Annotated in this window: 15 protein-coding genes; 14 read left to right on the top strand and 1 reads right to left on the bottom strand. The window is 62.6% G+C overall.

From position 1 onward, the window contains the following. The first annotated feature begins 22 nt into the window (after window positions 1-22). The 14 genes from fusA (at window position 23) to gmk (ending at window position 17,433) form a co-directional block, all read left to right on the top strand. Complete coding sequence (gene fusA, locus DF200_RS08410; RefSeq protein ID WP_109137833.1) at window positions 23-2,149, top strand: elongation factor G; 2,127 nt, start codon at window positions 23-25, stop codon at window positions 2,147-2,149. Between the two features lie 197 nt (window positions 2,150-2,346). Beyond that, entirely contained in the window at window positions 2,347-3,546 is a 1,200-nt protein-coding gene (gene tuf / locus DF200_RS08400) for an elongation factor Tu (protein ID WP_109137831.1), read from the top strand. 258 nt (window positions 3,547-3,804) lie between these two features. After that, a complete protein-coding gene (locus DF200_RS08395; protein ID WP_109137830.1) occupies window positions 3,805-4,467 on the top strand; it encodes a response regulator transcription factor in 663 nt (220 codons plus the stop codon). Then, window positions 4,464-5,789 carry an MFS transporter gene (locus DF200_RS08390; RefSeq protein ID WP_109137829.1) on the top strand — a complete coding sequence of 442 codons (1,326 nt, stop codon included), beginning with the start codon at window positions 4,464-4,466 and terminating at the stop codon, window positions 5,787-5,789. Before DF200_RS08395 ends, DF200_RS08390 begins: the two co-directional genes overlap by 4 nt. Window positions 5,790-5,906: 117 nt before the next feature. Continuing rightward, a complete protein-coding gene (locus tag DF200_RS08385; protein WP_109137828.1) occupies window positions 5,907-6,662 on the top strand; it encodes a hypothetical protein in 756 nt (251 codons plus the stop codon). 70 nt (window positions 6,663-6,732) lie between these two features. Further along, window positions 6,733-7,902, top strand: coding sequence for a hypothetical protein (locus tag DF200_RS08380; RefSeq protein WP_146192049.1), 1,170 nt, complete (start codon window positions 6,733-6,735; stop codon window positions 7,900-7,902). Between the two features lies 1 nt (window position 7,903). Next, on the top strand, window positions 7,904-8,593 hold the full coding sequence (locus DF200_RS08375; protein WP_170112499.1) for an ATP-binding cassette domain-containing protein: 690 nt from the start codon (window positions 7,904-7,906) through the stop codon (window positions 8,591-8,593). After that, a complete protein-coding gene (locus DF200_RS08370; RefSeq protein ID WP_146192048.1) occupies window positions 8,574-9,752 on the top strand; it encodes a hypothetical protein in 1,179 nt (392 codons plus the stop codon). The genes DF200_RS08375 and DF200_RS08370 overlap by 20 nt, the downstream gene beginning before the upstream one ends. A 172-nt stretch (window positions 9,753-9,924) precedes the next feature. Then, window positions 9,925-10,488: an elongation factor P gene (gene efp, locus DF200_RS08365; protein ID WP_109137824.1), complete on the top strand. Its 564-nt coding sequence runs from the start codon at window positions 9,925-9,927 to the stop codon at window positions 10,486-10,488. 35 nt (window positions 10,489-10,523) lie between these two features. Next, entirely contained in the window at window positions 10,524-10,985 is a 462-nt protein-coding gene (gene nusB, locus DF200_RS08360; RefSeq protein ID WP_109137823.1) for a transcription antitermination factor NusB, read from the top strand. Window positions 10,986-11,052: 67 nt separating this feature from the next. After that, window positions 11,053-12,288: a glutamine-hydrolyzing carbamoyl-phosphate synthase small subunit gene (gene carA, locus DF200_RS08355; protein WP_109137822.1), complete on the top strand. Its 1,236-nt coding sequence runs from the start codon at window positions 11,053-11,055 to the stop codon at window positions 12,286-12,288. Beyond that, a complete protein-coding gene (carB, locus tag DF200_RS08350; RefSeq protein WP_109137821.1) occupies window positions 12,281-15,652 on the top strand; it encodes a carbamoyl-phosphate synthase large subunit in 3,372 nt (1,123 codons plus the stop codon). Before carA ends, carB begins: the two co-directional genes overlap by 8 nt. Before the next feature lies 1 nt (window position 15,653). Continuing rightward, window positions 15,654-16,763 carry an orotidine-5'-phosphate decarboxylase gene (gene pyrF / locus DF200_RS08345; protein ID WP_109137820.1) on the top strand — a complete coding sequence of 370 codons (1,110 nt, stop codon included), beginning with the start codon at window positions 15,654-15,656 and terminating at the stop codon, window positions 16,761-16,763. A gap of 64 nt (window positions 16,764-16,827) precedes the next feature. Further along, a complete protein-coding gene (gmk, locus tag DF200_RS08340) occupies window positions 16,828-17,433 on the top strand; it encodes a guanylate kinase (RefSeq protein WP_109137819.1) in 606 nt (201 codons plus the stop codon). Window positions 17,434-17,690: 257 nt separating this feature from the next. Here gmk and DF200_RS11005 read toward each other — a convergent pair. Next, window positions 17,691-17,881, bottom strand: a 191-nt coding sequence (locus tag DF200_RS11005; protein WP_206603428.1) for a hypothetical protein, incomplete at its 5' end; no start/stop codon positions are given.

The raw sequence follows: 17,881 nt of genomic DNA, 5'->3' as shown, positions 1-17,881 counted from the left end.
GAACGAGAGTTAAGGAAAACTCATGGCACAAGATGTGCTTTCTGACCTGAACAAGGTCCGTAACATCGGCATCATGGCCCACATCGATGCCGGTAAGACCACCACGACGGAACGTATCCTGTACTACACCGGTGTGAACTACAAGATCGGTGAGGTGCACGACGGTGCCGCCACGATGGACTTCATGGCTCAGGAGCAGGAGCGCGGCATCACCATCCAGTCCGCCGCCACCACCTGCTTCTGGAACCGCCAGACCCACGACACGGACGACAAGTTCCAGATCAACATCATCGACACCCCCGGCCACGTGGACTTCACGGCCGAGGTGGAGCGCTCCCTGCGCGTGCTCGATGGCGCCGTCGCCGTGTTCGATGGCAAGGAGGGTGTGGAGCCGCAGTCCGAGACCGTGTGGCGTCAGGCCGACAAGTACGGCGTGCCGCGCATCTGCTTCGTCAACAAGATGGACAAGCTGGGCGCGAACTTCTACTACTCCGTCGACACCATCAAGGAGAAGCTGGGCGCCAAGCCGCTCGTCATGCAGATCCCAATGGGTGCCGAGAACGACTTCACCGGCGTCATCGACCTCGTCGAGATGAAGGCCTATGACTGGAACACCGGCGACGAGCTGGGTGCCCACTACAACATGGACCCGATTCCGGACGAGTACAAGGAGAAGGCCGAGCAGTACCACACCGAGCTTCTGGAGGCCGTCGCCGAGACCGACGACGCGCTGATGGAGAAGTACTTCGGTGGCGAGGAGATCTCCAAGGACGAGATCCGCGCCGCGGTGCGCAAGCTCACCATCAACCGTGAGGCCTTCCCCGTGTTCTGCGGTTCCGCCTTCAAGGACAAGGGCGTGCAGCCGATGCTGGACGCCGTCGTCGACTACCTGCCGTCCCCCGAGGACGTGCCGGCCATCAAGGGCTACAAGCCCGGCGACGAGTCCGTGGAGATCGACCGCCACCCCACCAAGGACGATCCGTTCGCGGCCCTGGTCTTCAAGATCTCGACCCACCCGTTCTACGGCAAGCTCGTGTTCGTGCGCGTCTACTCCGGCGAGGTCAAGCAGGGCGATTCCGTGCTCGACTCCACCCGTGAGAAGAAGGAGCGCATCGGCAAGATCTTCCAGATGCACGCCGACAAGGAGAACCCGATGGACTCCGCGTCCGCCGGCAACATCTACACCTTCGTGGGTCTGAAGAACGTCACCACCGGCGACACCCTGTGCGCCCTCGACAATCCGATCACCCTCGATTCCATGACCTTCCCCGATCCCGTGATCGAGGTCGCCGTGGAGCCGAAGACCAAGGCCGACCAGGAGAAGATGGGCATCGCCCTCGCGAAGCTCTCCGAAGAGGACCCGACCTTCCAGGTGAAGACCGACGAGGAGTCCGGCCAGACCCTGATCTCCGGCATGGGCGAGCTCCAGCTCGACATCATCGTCGACCGTATGCGTCGCGAGTTCAAGGTGGAGTGCACCCAGGGCAAGCCGCAGGTGGCCTACCGCGAGACCATCCGCAAGGCCGTCATGAACCAGGAGTACACGCACAAGAAGCAGACCGGTGGTTCCGGCCAGTTCGCGAAGGTCCTGATGAACTTCGAGCCGCTCGACACCGAGGCCGGCGAGACCTTCGAGTTCGAGAACACCGTCACCGGCGGCCACATCTCGGGCGAGTTCATCAAGCCGATCGAGGACGGCGTCAAGGAGGCCATGGAGTCCGGCGTGCTCGCCGGCTTCCCGGTCGTGGGCGTCAAGGCCACCGTCACCGATGGTCAGATGCACCCCGTCGATTCCTCCGAAATGGCCTTCAAGATCGCCGGTTCCATGGCGTTCAAGGAGGCCGCACCGAAGGCCAAGCCCGTCATCCTCGAACCGATCATGGCGGTCGAGGTCCGTACTCCGGAGGAGTACATGGGCGACGTCATCGGCGATCTCAACCAGCGTCGTGGCAACATCCAGTCCATGACCGACGCCACTGGCGTCAAGGTCATCGATGCCCACGTCCCGCTGAGCGAGATGTTCGGCTACATCGGCGACCTTCGCTCCAAGACCCAGGGTCGAGCGATGTTCACCATGCAGATGGATTCCTACGCCGAGGTTCCGAAGTCGGTCTCCGACGAGATCATCAAGGCCCAGCGCGGCGAGTGAGCCACGCTAGACCGCCAGTGATGGCGGTCGACGCCACCTGACGCGCCATGTCGGCCGGAAACGCTAATATTACGTAGCGTTGACTGGTCGGTAGGCGCGCCAAGTGGCGAACATCCCGAAAAACCAGTAAAATGTAGCGAGTGTCTTGTGCATGGTTTGCACAGGCAAACTACGAGACGTCCAGGAGGACAAAACACATGGCAAAGGAAAAGTACGAGCGTACTAAGCCGCACGTTAACATCGGTACCATCGGCCACGTCGATCACGGTAAGACCACCCTGACCGCCGCCATCTCCAAGGTGCTGCACGAGGAGTTCCCGGATGTGAACCCGGAGTACGACTTCAACCAGATCGACTCCGCTCCGGAAGAGGCCGCCCGCGGTATCACCATCAACATCTCCCACATCGAGTACCAGACCGCGAAGCGCCACTACGCTCACGTGGACTGCCCGGGCCACGCCGACTTCGTGAAGAACATGATCACCGGTGCCGCCCAGATGGATGGCGCCATCCTCGTTGTGGCCGCCACCGACGGCCCGATGGCCCAGACCCGCGAGCACGTGCTGCTCGCCCGTCAGGTCGGTGTGCCGAAGATCCTGGTCGCCCTCAACAAGTGCGATATGGTCGACGATGACGAGCTCATCGAGCTCGTCGAGGAAGAGGTCCGCGATCTTCTTGAGGAGAACGGCTTCGACCGCGACTGCCCGGTCATCCGCACCTCCGCCTACGGCGCTCTGCACGATGACGCCCCGGACCACGAGAAGTGGGTCCAGACCGTCAAGGACCTCATGGACGCCGTCGACGACTACATCCCGACCCCGGTCCACGACCTCGACAAGCCGTTCCTGATGCCGATCGAGGACGTCTTCACCATCTCCGGCCGTGGTACCGTCGTCACCGGTCGTGTCGAGCGTGGTACCCTCGCCGTGAACTCCCCGGTCGAGATCGTCGGTATCCGCGACACCCAGTCCACCACCGTGACCTCCATCGAGACCTTCCACAAGACGATGGACGCCTGCGAGGCCGGCGACAACACCGGTCTGCTGCTCCGTGGTCTCGGCCGTACGGACGTCGAGCGTGGCCAGGTCGTGGCTGCCCCCGGCACCGTGACCCCGCACACCAAGTTCGAGGGTGAGGTCTACGTCCTCACCAAGGACGAGGGTGGCCGTCACTCGCCGTTCTTCTCCAACTACCGTCCGCAGTTCTACTTCCGCACCACCGACGTCACCGGCGTCATCACCCTGCCGGAAGGCGTCGAGATGGTTCAGCCCGGCGATCACGCCACCTTCACGGTTGAGCTGATCCAGCCGGTCGCCATGGAAGAGGGCCTCACCTTCGCTGTGCGTGAAGGCGGCCACACGGTCGGCTCAGGTCGAGTCACCAAGATCCTCGCCTGATTTTCATCAACCGACATCTTCCACGCTTGAACTAGCGTTCTAGCTGAAAGCCTCGGAACCCGTAAGGATTCCGAGGCTTTTTCGTTGCGTCGTCTTTCGTTGCGTCGTCTTGCACCGTTCCCTCCACACCACTTCCCGAGCCCATGCCGCGTTATGCCTCAACATGTCGTCCACACGATGACAACGAAATCCCGCTGTCCGGGTGGGACGATGCTACCGTGAAAAACGGCACTGGAGACCGGCTGCAAAGGAGGGGGAATGAGTGAAACGGTTCGCCCGATTGTGACCGTCGGATTGCTGGACAACGACGAGTTTTCGCTTTCCTTCCTTGAATGCACCATCACCGAACTCATGCCTGAGGCACGAATCCTATGGAAAACCACCTCCGGACGCGATGCTGTGGCCCGCTGTCTCGACGCACGCCAAAGCCCCAACATACTGCTCACCGACATGTCGATGGATGAACTATCCGGCTTGGCGGTATGCAGAACAATTCGCGCCGGAACCGCTCGGGTGCTGATTCTCGCCATCACGTCGTTCTCGTTGGCCGTATATGCCTCCAAAGCCTCCGAAGCCGGGGCGCAGGGCATCGTTCCCAAATCCGTGGAGGCACCGATCATCAAGGCGATTCGTACCGTGGCCACCGGCGGCGTATGGGGTGAAGGATTCCAAACCGCCGGCGAGGCGCACGAACGATTACGCGGAAACCGAATCCCCCGGCAGTTTCTGCTGTCCGACCGTGAAGCCGAGGCGATGAACCTGTGCTCCCGTGGTCTCGATACCGCGCAGATCGCCACCGACATGCAGGTGAGCGCATCCACCGCCAAAACCTATATCACCCGTGCCATCCACAAACTCGGTGTCACCTCGCGCGGGCAGGCCGTGGCCCTATGGACAGGCGCCTCGGAAGGCGAACGATGAACGCCGCCGAACGTTGGTTGCGCAGCCATTGGTTCCGCGTCCTCATCGCATTCGTCGTTCTGGTCGCCACGGTGATTGAATGGGCTGCGATTCCTCCCGTCTATCCGCTCAATGGAGTGCTTTCAGGTGCGTCGATAGTCTGTATCCTCCTTTCGCCGTTCCTGCCTCGCGTCAGTGGCTGGCTGATCATCGGCACCGTCGTCGCGCGTCTGTTCATCCTTGACCTGTCGGGGCCGAATCCGCTGTGGGCCGCATATCTGGCCTTGGCGATCATCGGCTACGACAGTTCGATTCCCGTTGCAGTCGCCGCCCTGCTGGTCATTTCGTTCGCCGAATGCGTGCCGGTGGCCGTCAATTCCTTCAATGCGTTGTCCGCCACATGGCTGGGTTTGGTCAATTACATCGCGATGTTCGTGTTCGCCACGATGATCGGCATGGCCCTGCGCTGGCGACGGCAGCGTGACGAGATTCGAGAACAGGCCATGGCGTTGGAACGACGTCAATGGGAGATGGACATGCTGAGACGCAACATGCGTCTGGGCTCGCGCATCCACGATTCCGCCAGCGGAGGTCTCTCCTACATCGCTTTGACCGCGCAACGGCAGCTGCGCCGCATTGGCGATGACGCCGAACGGGACGCCGAACGTCGGGATTGGTGGTTCGTCAACGAACAGGCCCTTGCCGTGCTTGCCGAAATACACCATGTCATCGATTTGCTTGAACAGCCGCAACGGCGGCGAGCCGACGCAGGAGGGGATTCCGTGAGTCCGGGAGATGCGAGTCGGACGGCATCGGCGTGCCAGTCGGCGCCGGCACGTCGGACGATACCGAACGTCGGAGAGACGCCGCCGCGGCGGACGACGATCGAGATGATCGATGACGCCGTCCGAAACGCCGGAACCAGACTGGACCAGCTTGGATTTCATGGACGGATCGACGTGCGCGGCGATCCGCCGGACGATTGCGATGCGGAATCGGTAAGTGCGGCCGTGAATCTCATCGGTGAGATCTCCGCCAACATCACCCGGCATCTCATCCCGGAGTCCGGCGACTATTGTCTGATGGTCACCTTGGGGTCAAAGTCCATCGAACTGATGGAAACCAATCCATTGCCAGCATCGGAGTCGTCGGACTCGTCGGCATCATTGATGTCCAATAAAACTGGAAGAACGGCGAAGCTTAGGTCACACGGCAGCGGGCTTGCGCTGCATCGTCGCATCATCACCGACCTCGGTGGCGAGCTCAACACCAGTGCCGAGGACGGCGACTGGGTCGTCTACGCGCGAATCCCCCTTCATGGTGCCGTTGTAGGAGGAGCATAGTCACGGTACGGCCGTATCGCCTGCGGTCCGAATGATGGAGTCGTCCATGGGATTACGCGGCGGCTTCGGCTTCGAACGTCAGTCGGCTTATGGTGAAGGCGGACAAGGAGGTTGGCGATGATCAACGGAGATACAACGGCATCGGCCGGCGCCGGATGGAGAAGAATCGTGACTGCGGCGATGCTGCTGCCGGTATTCCTGGGATTACTTCTGGGATTGGCTGCCTGCGGGCAGACATCGACAGGCGACGGCCGGTCTGCCGATGGCGGCGAACCCTCCTTCTCGGGTCCATATGCCGCGGAATTCAAGCGGACTTATGAGAAGGCCCCCACGGATCTGGCGAGGAACATCCTCAAGGACGGCAGGATTACGCAGGCCGAAGTGCAGGAGATCTACGATGCGTACAACACCTGTCTCGAACCCTATGGGCTGCAGGCGTCATGGTCGGTTGACCAGGGGGAGACGGTCGGCCAGTATCGTGGAGCGCTATCCGACGAGAAGCAGCTCGAGATCATGGACGACTGCCAGACCAAAACCTATGCGGGTTCCGTCTCCAGCCTGTATGCGACCATGAACAGGAATCCCGACAACATCAATCAGGAGACTCTGGCACGCAAAACCTACCAGTGCTACGCCAAATACGATCTGCTGCCGAGCCCCATCAGCGAAGACGAATACATGAGCACGATGAATACCGTGAACCTGACCGACGGCAGCCGGTTCGAAGCCAACCAACGACGTTGGCACGAGTTCTTCGGCGAATACATGAGCGCCACGTATGACGGCAAGCCCAATCCGAACTACAGATACGACGGCGAATCCGAGAAGGGACGCCAATTCTGGGCCTGCAATCAGGATCCGTTGCATCAATGAAATGACGACCGTACCGGTGAAGTGACGACCGATTCGCGCGGCAATACGGCAATACGGCAAGGAGGCCGATATGGGGTGGCGACGCAGGACAACGGCCCGCAAAGGAAACCGAAACGTTCGCAATGGCGTGGCGGCGTCCATCGTCGTGCTGCTGGCACTGGTGATGGCCGCGATCGGGGTGGGCGGCGGATTTCTGCTGACCCGTTCAAGGATTCCGCCATCACTGGTCTCAAGTACGGCAGCGACCACGGTGAAGGTCGCCTCGACGCCGTTCGACGACTCCCGGTCGGTAACGCTGAACGTGGCATTGGGACAATCCTCCACCGTCACATCACCGGTTTCCGGTACGGTGACACGGATCTCCATCCGTGCCGGCGGTGTGCTCAAATCCGGGCAGGCGGCCTTCGACGTGAACGCCCAGCCAATGCTCGCGCTCCACACCAGCGTGCCGCCGTACCGCTCGCTGACCAGCGGCATGCGGGGAACGGACGCCGCCGCACTCAACGCCGCGCTTCGTCGGCTTGGCCAAGGTGCGCCGGACTCCGACCGGATGACCTGGGACACCATCACCGCCTACAATGCGATCGCCCGATCCGTGGGCGCTCGACAGCTGAGCGGGGATTCCGGATGGGCCATCGATCCCGGTTGGTTCGTATGGCTTCCCGCCGATTCGGTGACCGTCAAGCAGGTCTCCGTCGCAGTCGGTCGGCAGATCGACGCCGGACAGGACCTGTTCGTCACCTCCGCCACCGCAGTGAAGGCCACGTTGCCGAATTCCGTGGCCGACATCGTGTCCGGCAGGCGCAAACTGACCATCGACAAGCAGGAATTCGATGTGCCCGACGGAACCGTCGAACTGACCGATCCGGCGGTTCTTGCGGCGATCGACGGCAGCACTGCCTTCCGCATGGCCTCGCTCGGTGGCGATTCCGCCACGGCGTCAGGAACCGGAAGCGCAACCGGCGGTGATGGCTCGGCCGGGGGAGGGACGGTGAGCGTGCCCTACAGCTGGAGGCTTACCCGGCCATTGACCGCATTGACCGTACCGCCTTCCGCGATCTACGATGTCGTCGCGGGAAAGGGCTGCGTGAGCGTGGACGGCAAACCCACGCCGGTGCGCATCATCGCATCCCAGCTGGGCAAGACCATGGTGTCCGTTGACGGCAAGACGATGGCGTTCGATCATGTGGACGTCATCCCAAGAACCGCCGAACACTGCTCCGCCCAAGGCGGTGAATGACATGAACGACCATGCAACCCGCAGGGTGACGCTTACGGACGTCGGCCATAGCTTCGATAAAACCGGCGGGGACATGCTGTTCCGACATCTGACGGTGACCTTGCTGCCGAGACATGTGTACGCACTGACCGGACCATCCGGCTCGGGCAAATCCACGCTGCTGTCGATCATCGCCGGCTGGACGAAACCCGTGACCGGCGTGGTCGAACGTTTCGATTGCGGTCGCGTATGCTGGGTACTGCAGAACCCGCACGGCGTCGCCCGCCGCTCGGCAGTGGACCATGTGGCCCTGCCGTTCATCGCCCGCGGCGAACGACGTCGTGACGCCCGGAGCCATGCAATGGAACTGCTACGAGCGTTCGGTCTGGAATCATTGGCGTTCAAGCCGTTTCGAGACCTGTCGGGAGGCGAGGCCCAGCGTCTGATGCTGGCCCGTGGAGTGGCATCCCGTGCGGGACTGCTGCTCGTGGACGAGCCGACCGCACAGCTTGATCTCAATACGGCCGCCACGGTCAACGAGCATCTGCACAGCCTTTCCCTGAGCGGTTCCATCGTCGTGGTCGCCACCCATGATCCGCGCACGCGCGATGCCTGCACCGACCTCATCGACCTGCGCGATTGGCAGTACGAGACGTTCGCCGACGCATCCGCAAACAAGGAGGTGCACGACGATGAGCGTCAAGCCTCATGAACTCAGACCCCGTGGCCGCAAGCCCTGCATGAGATTGACGGGAATGCTGGGGGAGGCGGTACGGGATCTCATCACGGGAACTACGCACGCATGCGCATTGGCAGTCTCCCTCGCCTGCCTGATCGCACTGCTGGCCGGTGCGGACTGGATGACCATCGCCGGCATTCAACGGCAAACCGACGAATACGTTGCCTCCGGCGGCTCCACTTGGGTACTCGAGTACAACGATCACATCGATGGCGCGGCATGCGACAGGCTCGCATCGCTGGATGGCGTTCAGGCTTCCGGAGCGGTGCGGCAGACCGATGAGAGTCTTGTCTTCGCTGCCCTGCCATCCACAGGCGTGCCCATCTACGAGACCACGCCCGGGGCGCTCGCGGTATTCGCGCTCGGCACCACCGGCACGCAATCGGAGTACGGCGCCGGAGATCTCTCATCGGCCCCGCCCATCCAGGGCGTTATGCTCTCCACGGATGCCGCGGCGCCGTTTCGCGCTCAGTCCGGGCAGCGGCTCGCATTGAAGGACGGGCGCAATGTGGACGTGTCCGGCGTATTCGACTGGCCGGAAGACGGTCGCAAGGCGGGGTTCTCCTATGCTGCTCTGGCACCGGTGCCGGCAGGCTCCGAGGATGCGTTCAGCCAATGCTGGGTGCGTACGTGGCCGCAGACCACGGACATCGAATCGTTGCTGCGATTGGCCGCCGACAATCGGGCGACGGACTCGACGCAGGCTCCTCCGACGGTGTCCAGACTCAACACCAGCAAGGGCGCCGCGCTGGATAGTGCCTTCCTGTTCTCCTCGCGGCTGACGGCGGCCGCACCGTGGGTCGCGCTCGTCATATCGGCGGCGCTGGGATTCGTCGCTACGCGCATGCGCAGACTGGAGATGGCCTCGGCGCTGCATTGCGGCGTGCCCAAAACTGCGTTGCTTGCGCAGATCATGATGGAGACGTTGGTCTGGAGCCTGTCGGGCGCTCTGCTGGCGAGTCCTCTGCCGGCATGGATATGGCTCGCCGGCTCCGTGGCCGAGGCCTCCGCAGTCATCGGCGCACTGCTGTGTGTGTTCGTGACCGCGGTGATCGGTGCTCTGTCCGGTGCGGCCGCGGCCGTGCTGCTTACCCGGGAAAGCCGTCTGCTCCGATACTTCAGGAACCGGTGAATCGACGAGGAACGATTGGAAAACATTCCGGAAACGTCGGTAGAACGGCCGGGGTCCTCCGGGTGAAGCGAGTCCGTCGCTCATTGGCGTGCCGAGGTATAGAGGTAGTGGCATAATATTCAAGGCTATTTTGAGCCTTGCCTATTTTGATACATGAAAAGGTGAGTTAATCGTGGCACAGACTACTAACGACATCAAGAACGGATCCGTTCTGAACCTTGACGGACAGCTGTGGACCGTCATCAAGTTCCAGCATGTGAAGCCGGGCAAGGGACCCGCCTTCGTACGTACCACCATCAAGAACGTCCTCTCCGGCAAGATCGTCGACAAGACCTTCAACGCTGGCATGAAGATCGAATTCGAGACCGTCGACAACCGCACCCTGCAGTACTCCTATGAGGACGGGGACAACTTCGTCTTCATGGATATGACCACCTACGATCAGGTCTACATTCCGAAGGACCTCGTCGGCGACCAGGCCAAGTTCCTGCTCGAAGGCACCGACTGCATCGTCAGCTTCCACGACGAGAACCCGCTTTCCGTCGAACTGCCGGCCTCCGTCATCCTGACGATCACCCACACCGAGCCCGGTCTGCAGGGCAACCGCTCCAACGCCGGCACCAAGCCCGCCACCGTCGAGACCGGCGCCGAGATCCAGGTCCCGCTGTTCATCAACGAGGGCGAGAAAGTCAAGGTCGACACCCGCGACGGCTCCTACCTCGGCCGCGAAAACTGATCGAACCGACCGACCAATCGCATTAAGGATTCTTCATGGCACGTTCCACCGCCCGAAAGAGGGCTCTGAACACGTTGTATGAAGCCGACGAGAAGGGACAGGACATCCTGTCCCTTCTTGCTGAGCGCATCGAACACCCAGGCGCCCAGACGCCGCTTCCCGACTACGCCGTCGAGATCGTCCGCGGCGTCGCCGAGCACAGGCAGGACATCGACGACCTCATCGGTGCATGCTCGAACCGATGGAACGTCTCCCGCATGCCCGTCGTGGACCGCAACATCATGCGCGTCGCCACATGGGAGATCGTATACAACGACGACGTTCCCACCGGCGTCGCCATCGACGAGGCGCTGTCGCTCGCCAAGACGCTGTGTGACGCGGACTCGCCGAACTTCATCCACGGTCTGCTGACCGCCGTCGCCGGCAAGGCGGATGAGCGTCGTGCGGCGGAACCGGAAGCAACCAGCGAGCAAACAGAAGAAACAGAAGAAGAATAGTCACCGGGCCAGCCACGTGCCCCGTGGTAAGGTGATAACGGAATAATCCGCTGTTAAGGGGGATTTAGTGAGCCTCAATGAGTCGGAACCCACTGCAGTGGGTAGCTATGATGCAACCAACGCCGTCCTTGTTCTTGAGGATGGTCAGGTCTATGTCGGCGAGCCCTACGGCGCGACCGGCGCGACCTTCGGCGAGATCGTCTTCGCCACGGGCATGACGGGCTACCAGGAAACACTGACAGATCCGAGCTACGACCGTCAGATTGTTGTACAGACGTTCCCGCACATCGGCGACACCGGCGTGAACCATGAGGACCCCGAATCCTCTCGTATCTGGGTCGCCGGCTATGTGGTGCGCGATCCCAGCCCGGTCGTGAGCAACTGGCGCGCCACCGGCAGCCTCGATGACGACCTGCGGTCGCAGCGCATCGTGGGCATCGCCGACATCGACACCCGCAAGCTCGTGCGTCGTCTGCGTTCCGCGGGCGTGATGCGCGCCGGCATCTTCTCCGGCGACGCGCTGCTCGACGAATCCGGCAAGGTCGCCGACGTCAGCAGCCTGCTCGCCGAGGTCAAGTCGCAGCCGCAGATGAGCGGGTCCAACCTCAGCCCGGAGGTCTCCACCAAGGAGACGTACACCGTGGAGCCCACCGGCGAATACGAGGGCAAGGACCCTCTGGCCACCGTCGTCGCCGTCGATCTCGGCATCAAAAGCATGACGCCGCATCGTCTCGCCGAACGCGGATGCCGCGTGCACGTCGTGCCCATGTCCACCACCTTCGAGCAGATCCAGGCCATGAACCCCAGCGGCGTGTTCTTCTCCAACGGCCCCGGTGATCCGAGCACCGCGGACGACATGGTCGCGCTGCTGCGCGCCGTGCTCGACGCCGGCTACCCGTTCTTCGGCATCTGCTTCGGCAACCAGATCCTCGGCCGTGCGCTCGGCTTCGGCACCTACAAGCTCAAGTTCGGCCACCGCGGCATCAACCAGCCGGTCAAGGACCTCACCACGGGCAAGGTGGAGGTCACCGCGCACAACCACGGATTCGCGGTCGACGCCCCGATCGGCGAGACCGTCGTCACCCCGTACGACGGCGGCCGTTTCGGCAAGGCCCGCGTCAGCCACATCGACCTCAACGACAACGTGGTCGAGGGCCTCGAATGCCTTGACATCCCCGCGTTCTCCGTGCAATACCACCCCGAGGCGGCCGCTGGCCCGCACGACGCCTCATATCTGTTCGATCGTTTCGTGAATCTCATGCTGAACGCCAAGGATTCCAAGGAAGGTAGTGTCAATGCCTAAGCGCACCGATATTCACTCCGTCATGGTCATCGGTTCCGGTCCGATCGTCATCGGCCAGGCCGCGGAGTTCGATTATTCCGGAACGCAGGCCTGCCGGGTGCTCCGCGAGGAAGGCATCCGCGTCATTCTGGTGAACTCCAACCCGGCGACCATCATGACCGATCCGGAGATGGCCGACGCCACCTACATCGAGCCGATCTCCGTGCCGATCCTGGAGAAGATCATCGCCAAGGAACGTCCCGACGCCCTGCTGCCCACTCTGGGCGGCCAGACCGCGCTCAACGCGGCGATGGCGCTCGGCGAGGCCGGGGTGCTCAAGAAGTACGACGTCGAGCTCATCGGCGCGTCCCTTGACGCCATCGACCGCGGCGAGGATCGCGAGCTGTTCAAGAAGGTCGTGGACGAGGCCGGTGCCGAATCCGCCCGTTCGTTCATCGCCCACTCCATGGAGGAGGTCGACAAGATCGTCGAGGAGATCGGATACCCGCTGGTGGTCCGTCCGAGCTTCACCATGGGCGGCCTCGGATCCGGCATCGCGCACAACGAGGAGGAGTTGCACCGCATCGCCGGCGCCGGCCTCCACTACTCGCCGACCGACGAGGTGCTGCTGGAGGAAGGCATCGAGGGCTGGAAGGAGTTCGAGCTCGAACTCATGCGCGACCGCAAGGACAACGTGGTCGTCGTCTGCCCGATCGAGAACGTGGACCCCGTCGGCGTGCACACCGGCGACTCCATCACCGTGGCCCCGTGCTTCACGCTCACCGACCGCGAATACCAGAAGCTGCGCGACATCGGCATCGCCATCATCCGCGGCGTGGGCGTCGACACCGGTGGCTGCAACATCCAGTTCGCCGTGCATCCGGAGACCGGACGCATCATCGTCATCGAGATGAACCCGCGCGTCTCCCGTTCCTCCGCCCTGGCGTCCAAGGCCACCGGCTTCCCGATTGCCAAGATCGCGACGAAGCTTGCCCTCGGGTACACGCTCGACGAGATCCGGAACGACATCACGCAGTCCACGCCGGCCAGCTTCGAGCCGACCATCGACTACGTCGTCACCAAGGTGCCGCGTTTCGCGTTCGAGAAGTTCCCCGGCGCCGAAACCCGCCTGACCACGTCCATGAAGTCCGTCGGCGAGGCCATGGCCCTCGGCGGCAACTTCCAGGAATCCCTCGGCAAGGCCATGCGCTCCATCGACAAGCGTCACATGGGCTTCAGCTGGGACGGCGAAAAGCCCGACGCCGCCGAGGTCGCCGACCTGCTGGAGAAGATCAAGGTGCCGACCGAGCACCGCTACCAGCAGATCCAGCGTGCCATCTGGGGCGGAGCCACCAACGAGCAGATCTTCGAATCCACGAAGATCGACCCGTGGTTCATCGAACAGCTGCTGCTCATCGACAGAACGGCGCTTGAGGTGAAGGCCGCCAAGACGCTTACCCCCAAGCTGCTGAAGAAGGCCAAGAAGGCCGGTCTGTCCGACGTGCAGATCGCCCATCTGCGTGGTCTGGGCGACGAAGGCGAGAACACGGTCCGCGAGCTCCGCTGGACCTACGGCCTGCGCCCCGTCTACAAGACCGTCGACACCTGCGCGGCCGAGTTCGACGCCGTGACGCCGTACTACTACAGCTGCTACGCCGACGAATCCGAACTGCGCCCGCGCGAACGCGAGGCCGTGATCATCCTCGGCTCCGGTCCGAACCGAATCGGCCAGGGCATCGAGTTCGACTACACCTGCGTGCACGCCGTGCAGGAGCTCGGCAAGGATTACGACACCATCATGGTGAACTGCAATCCCGAGACCGTCTCCACCGACTACGACATGTCCGACCGCCTCTACTTCGAGCCGCTCACCTTCGAGGACGTGCTGGAGATCTACGAGGCCGAGAAGGAGATGGGCCCGGTCAAGGGCGTCATCGTGCAGCTCGGCGGCCAGACGCCGCTGTCGCTGGCAGCCCGGCTCAAGGCCGCCGGCGTGCCGATCCTCGGCACCACGCCCGAATCCATCGATCTGGCCGAGAACCGCGAGCTCTTCGGCGAGGTGCTGCGCAAGGAGAAGCTCAACGCGCCGCGCTACGGCACCGCCCTGTCGCTGGAGGAGGCCCAGGAGGCCGCCCACCGCATCGGATACCCCGTGCTCGTCCGTCCGTCGTACGTGCTCGGCGGCCGCGGCATGGAGATCGTGTACGACGATGCCCAGCTCGAAAAGTATGTGGGTCGCGCCCTCGACGAGGCCAAGGCCGACATGGTCGTCTCCGGTCGTCTTCCCTCACCGCTGCTCATCGACAAGTTCCTGTCCGACGCCATCGAGATCGACGTCGATGCGTTGTTCGACGGCAAGGAGCTGTACATCGGCGGCATCATGGAGCATGTGGAGGAGGCCGGTGTGCATTCCGGCGACGCCGCCTGCACCCTGCCCCCGAGCACCCTCTCCGACGATCAGATCCGACGTCTGCGCGAGGCCACCGAAGCCATCTCCCGCGGATGCAATGTGCGCGGTCTGGTCAACGTGCAGTACGCGTTCATGTCCAACACCCTGTACGTGATCGAAGCCAACCCGCGTGCCTCCCGCACCGTGCCGTTCGCGTCCAAGGCCACCGGCACACCGCTGGCCAAGGCCGCCGCCCGCATCATGGCGGGGGAGACCATCGCTGACCAGCGCGCCAACGGCCTGCTGCTGCCCCACGGCGACGGCGGCGACGTGCGCATCGGCCAGCCGGTCGCCGTCAAGGAGTCCGTGCTGCCGTTCAAGCGCTTCCGCACGCCCGTCGGCAAGACCGTCGACATCCTGCTCGGGCCCGAGATGCGCTCCACCGGCGAGGTCATGGGCTTCGACCGCGACTTCCCGCACGCGTTCGCCAAGAGCCAGCTCGCCGCCTACGACGGCGGTCTGCCCACCAGCGGCAACGTGTTCATCTCCGTCAACGACACCGACAAGCGCCAGCTGCCGCTCATGGCCGTGCGTCTGGTGGAGCTCGGATTCAAGATCTGGGCCACCGAAGGCACCGCATCGGTCCTGCGCCGCTACGGCATCGAGTCGAACATCGTCGACAAGATCACCGGTCGCATCGACACCGATGAGACGAAGGTGCGCCATGCCGAGGGCAGCATCGGCAAGAACGTCGTCGAGCTCATCGAGGACGGCAAGATCGACATGGTGCTGAACACCCCGAATTCCCGTGGCTCCCGTTCGGACGGATACTCCATCCGTGCGGCCGCCATCGCCGCCGATTTGCCCCAGTTCACGACGATGACCGAGTTCTCCGCCGTGTTGCTGGCCATCGAGGCGGTAAAGAAACAGGATTACCAGATTCTGAGCATTCAGGAACATGCTCAGCAATTGTTTGCATTGGAAGGTGTGAACTGACATGAACAGCACAGAGGCCCAGGCAAGTATCATCCAGCGTTCTGAATTCGGCAAAAGGCTCAAGGCGTCCATGGACTTGTATGGGCCTCTGTGCGTAGGCATCGACCCCCATCGCAAGCTGCTGGCCAAATGGGGCTATAATGTCGACGCCAAGGGTGCCGAGCTGTTCTCCATGCGCATGCTTCAGGCGGCGCAGGGCAGGACGGCCGCCGTCAAGTTCCAGATGCCCATGTTCGAGCGTTACGGGTCCAAGGGATTCGCGGCCCTCGAACGGGCGTTGTTCGCGGCCCGTCAGATGGGCGTGATCACCATCGTAGACTGCCTGCGCGGTGGCCTGCCCACCACGGTGTCCGCCCTCGCCGACGCCTATCTTAAGCCCGATTCGCCGATGTTGGCCGACGCCATCACCCTGTTGCCATACTATGGCTTCCGCTCGCTGACCAATATCGTGGGAGACGCCCTCGAAAACGGCCGCGGCGTGTTCATCGCGTCCGTGACGTCCAACACCGAAGGCATCTCGCTGCAGTCCGCCATCCGCCAGCGTGGCGACTTCCCCGGACAGACCGTCGCCTACGGCGTGGCGCATGCCGCGCAGAACTTCAACGACGGCGTGGAGGGCATGGGGTCCGTCGGGCTGATCATCGGCGCGACCATCGGACAGTGGATGAAGACCAGTGGCGTCGATCCGTCCGTCTTCACCGGACCGATCCTCTCCCCGGGCTACGGATGGCAGGGTGCCGAGGCCAAGGACCTCAAGACCGTGTTCAAGGGCACCAAGGGCAATGTGCTCGTCACCGTCTCCCGATCCATCTCCTCCAAGGGCCCGGAGATCGCCGATCTTGCGGCCGCCACCGAGGAGATCGCCATCGATGTGCGTCAGGCGCTGTACGAGGCCATGGAGGAAGGCGACGAGGAGGAGATGCCCGAGCCCGAGTCCGTCATCCTTGGTCCGAACCACGTTCCCGCCGCCGCGTCGAACCATGCGGACGGCCGACCGCAGCAGACGCAGCATCGTCAGGAGGCACGTCATCCGCGGCGTCAGCCGGTCATCGGCGGTCCGCAGCAGCGTTCCCTCATAGCGGATCATAACCGCGAATCCGAAATCATCTAACGACCGGGGTGTTTTCGTCGGTTCATGATTTCGCGCCATCGCAGATTCAAGGAGTTTTTCGACAATGGACAATACCAACGAGCATGACGCCGGGCGGCGTCGCCTCATCGTGCTGACCGGACCGACCGCGGTCGGCAAGGGCACCGTGGAGGCGAAGCTGCGCGAGGACCACCCCCAGGTGTGGGTCTCGGTCTCCGCCACCACGAGGGCGCCCCGTCCGGGGGAGATTGATGGCGTCACCTATTGGTTCATGAGCGAGGAGGAGTTCGAACGCAAGCAGCGGGAGGGCATGTTCCTCGAAACCGCCGTGGTGCACAACATGGCCCATTACGGCACGCCGTTGGAACCGGTGATGGAGCATCTCGACGCCGGGGTGCCCACCATCCTCGAAATCGATCTGCAGGGTGCCCGCCGCGTTCGTGAACGTGCGTCGGAGATGGGCCTTGAAGTGCTGTACGTGTTTCTCGCACCGCCGAGCTTCGACGAGCTGGTCAGGCGTCTGGTCGGCCGGGGCACGGAGAACGAGGAGCAGCGACGCAGGCGTCTGGAGACCGCGAAGGTCGAGCTGGCGGCGGAGGACGAATTCGACGTGACCATCGTCAACAACACCGTGGACCAGGCGGCCGCTGACCTGTGGTCCGTCATCGCGAAGGAATACGGACTTCGCTGAGGCCTGCGCGGGTGGTTCTCCGATATAGTACGGGATTCGGTTATACCGGATCCCGTTTTTTTCGTATCACGATGGCTCCGGGTTGAACCATATATGAACCGTGACGGTCGTTTTGGGGTATATCGCCTACATGTTGCCGACCGGAAGATGAACAAACGGTCGTTCACCATGCCATATGAGGTAATCCGACTAGAATAGTCAGTAAAAGAAAGGCCATTGAGGGCTGTTTTGCGACACGCCGGTGGAGCGCCGCCGTTTCAACGTTTTTGGCGTTGTTTTGTGGTGTTGGTTTGCGTTGTTGTTTGGGTTCGTGTATGTTTACTTCTTGCTGCCCGGCGCGGATGGTTCTGCTTGGTTGGGATTGTCCGGTGTGGTGTGGTGGTGGTTTGAGAACTCAAGAGCGTGTTTTGTACTACTGAATTGTTTTTGATTGCCAGTTGATGGCTGG

This window comes from Bifidobacterium catulorum (genome assembly GCF_003129925.1).
GTDB lineage: Bacteria > Actinomycetota > Actinomycetes > Actinomycetales > Bifidobacteriaceae > Galliscardovia > Galliscardovia catulorum.
This window is presented reverse-complemented; position numbering and strand designations above follow the sequence as displayed.

Excerpts from the sequence above, each read along its gene's own strand:
- DF200_RS08390 (WP_109137829.1), top strand. The coding sequence starts at position 4,464 with ATGAACGCCGCCGAACGTTGGTTGCGCAGCCATTGGTTCCGCGTCCTC.
- nusB (WP_109137823.1), top strand. The coding sequence starts at position 10,524 with ATGGCACGTTCCACCGCCCGAAAGAGGGCTCTGAACACGTTGTATGAA.
- DF200_RS08395 (WP_109137830.1), top strand. The coding sequence starts at position 3,805 with ATGAGTGAAACGGTTCGCCCGATTGTGACCGTCGGATTGCTGGACAAC.
- fusA (WP_109137833.1), top strand. The coding sequence starts at position 23 with ATGGCACAAGATGTGCTTTCTGACCTGAACAAGGTCCGTAACATCGGC.
- gmk (WP_109137819.1), top strand. The coding sequence starts at position 16,828 with ATGGACAATACCAACGAGCATGACGCCGGGCGGCGTCGCCTCATCGTG.
- tuf (WP_109137831.1), top strand. The coding sequence starts at position 2,347 with ATGGCAAAGGAAAAGTACGAGCGTACTAAGCCGCACGTTAACATCGGT.
- pyrF (WP_109137820.1), top strand. The coding sequence starts at position 15,654 with ATGAACAGCACAGAGGCCCAGGCAAGTATCATCCAGCGTTCTGAATTC.
- carB (WP_109137821.1), top strand. The coding sequence starts at position 12,281 with ATGCCTAAGCGCACCGATATTCACTCCGTCATGGTCATCGGTTCCGGT.
- DF200_RS08375 (WP_170112499.1), top strand. The coding sequence starts at position 7,904 with ATGAACGACCATGCAACCCGCAGGGTGACGCTTACGGACGTCGGCCAT.
- DF200_RS08385 (WP_109137828.1), top strand. The coding sequence starts at position 5,907 with ATGATCAACGGAGATACAACGGCATCGGCCGGCGCCGGATGGAGAAGA.
- DF200_RS08370 (WP_146192048.1), top strand. The coding sequence starts at position 8,574 with ATGAGCGTCAAGCCTCATGAACTCAGACCCCGTGGCCGCAAGCCCTGC.
- DF200_RS08380 (WP_146192049.1), top strand. The coding sequence starts at position 6,733 with ATGGGGTGGCGACGCAGGACAACGGCCCGCAAAGGAAACCGAAACGTT.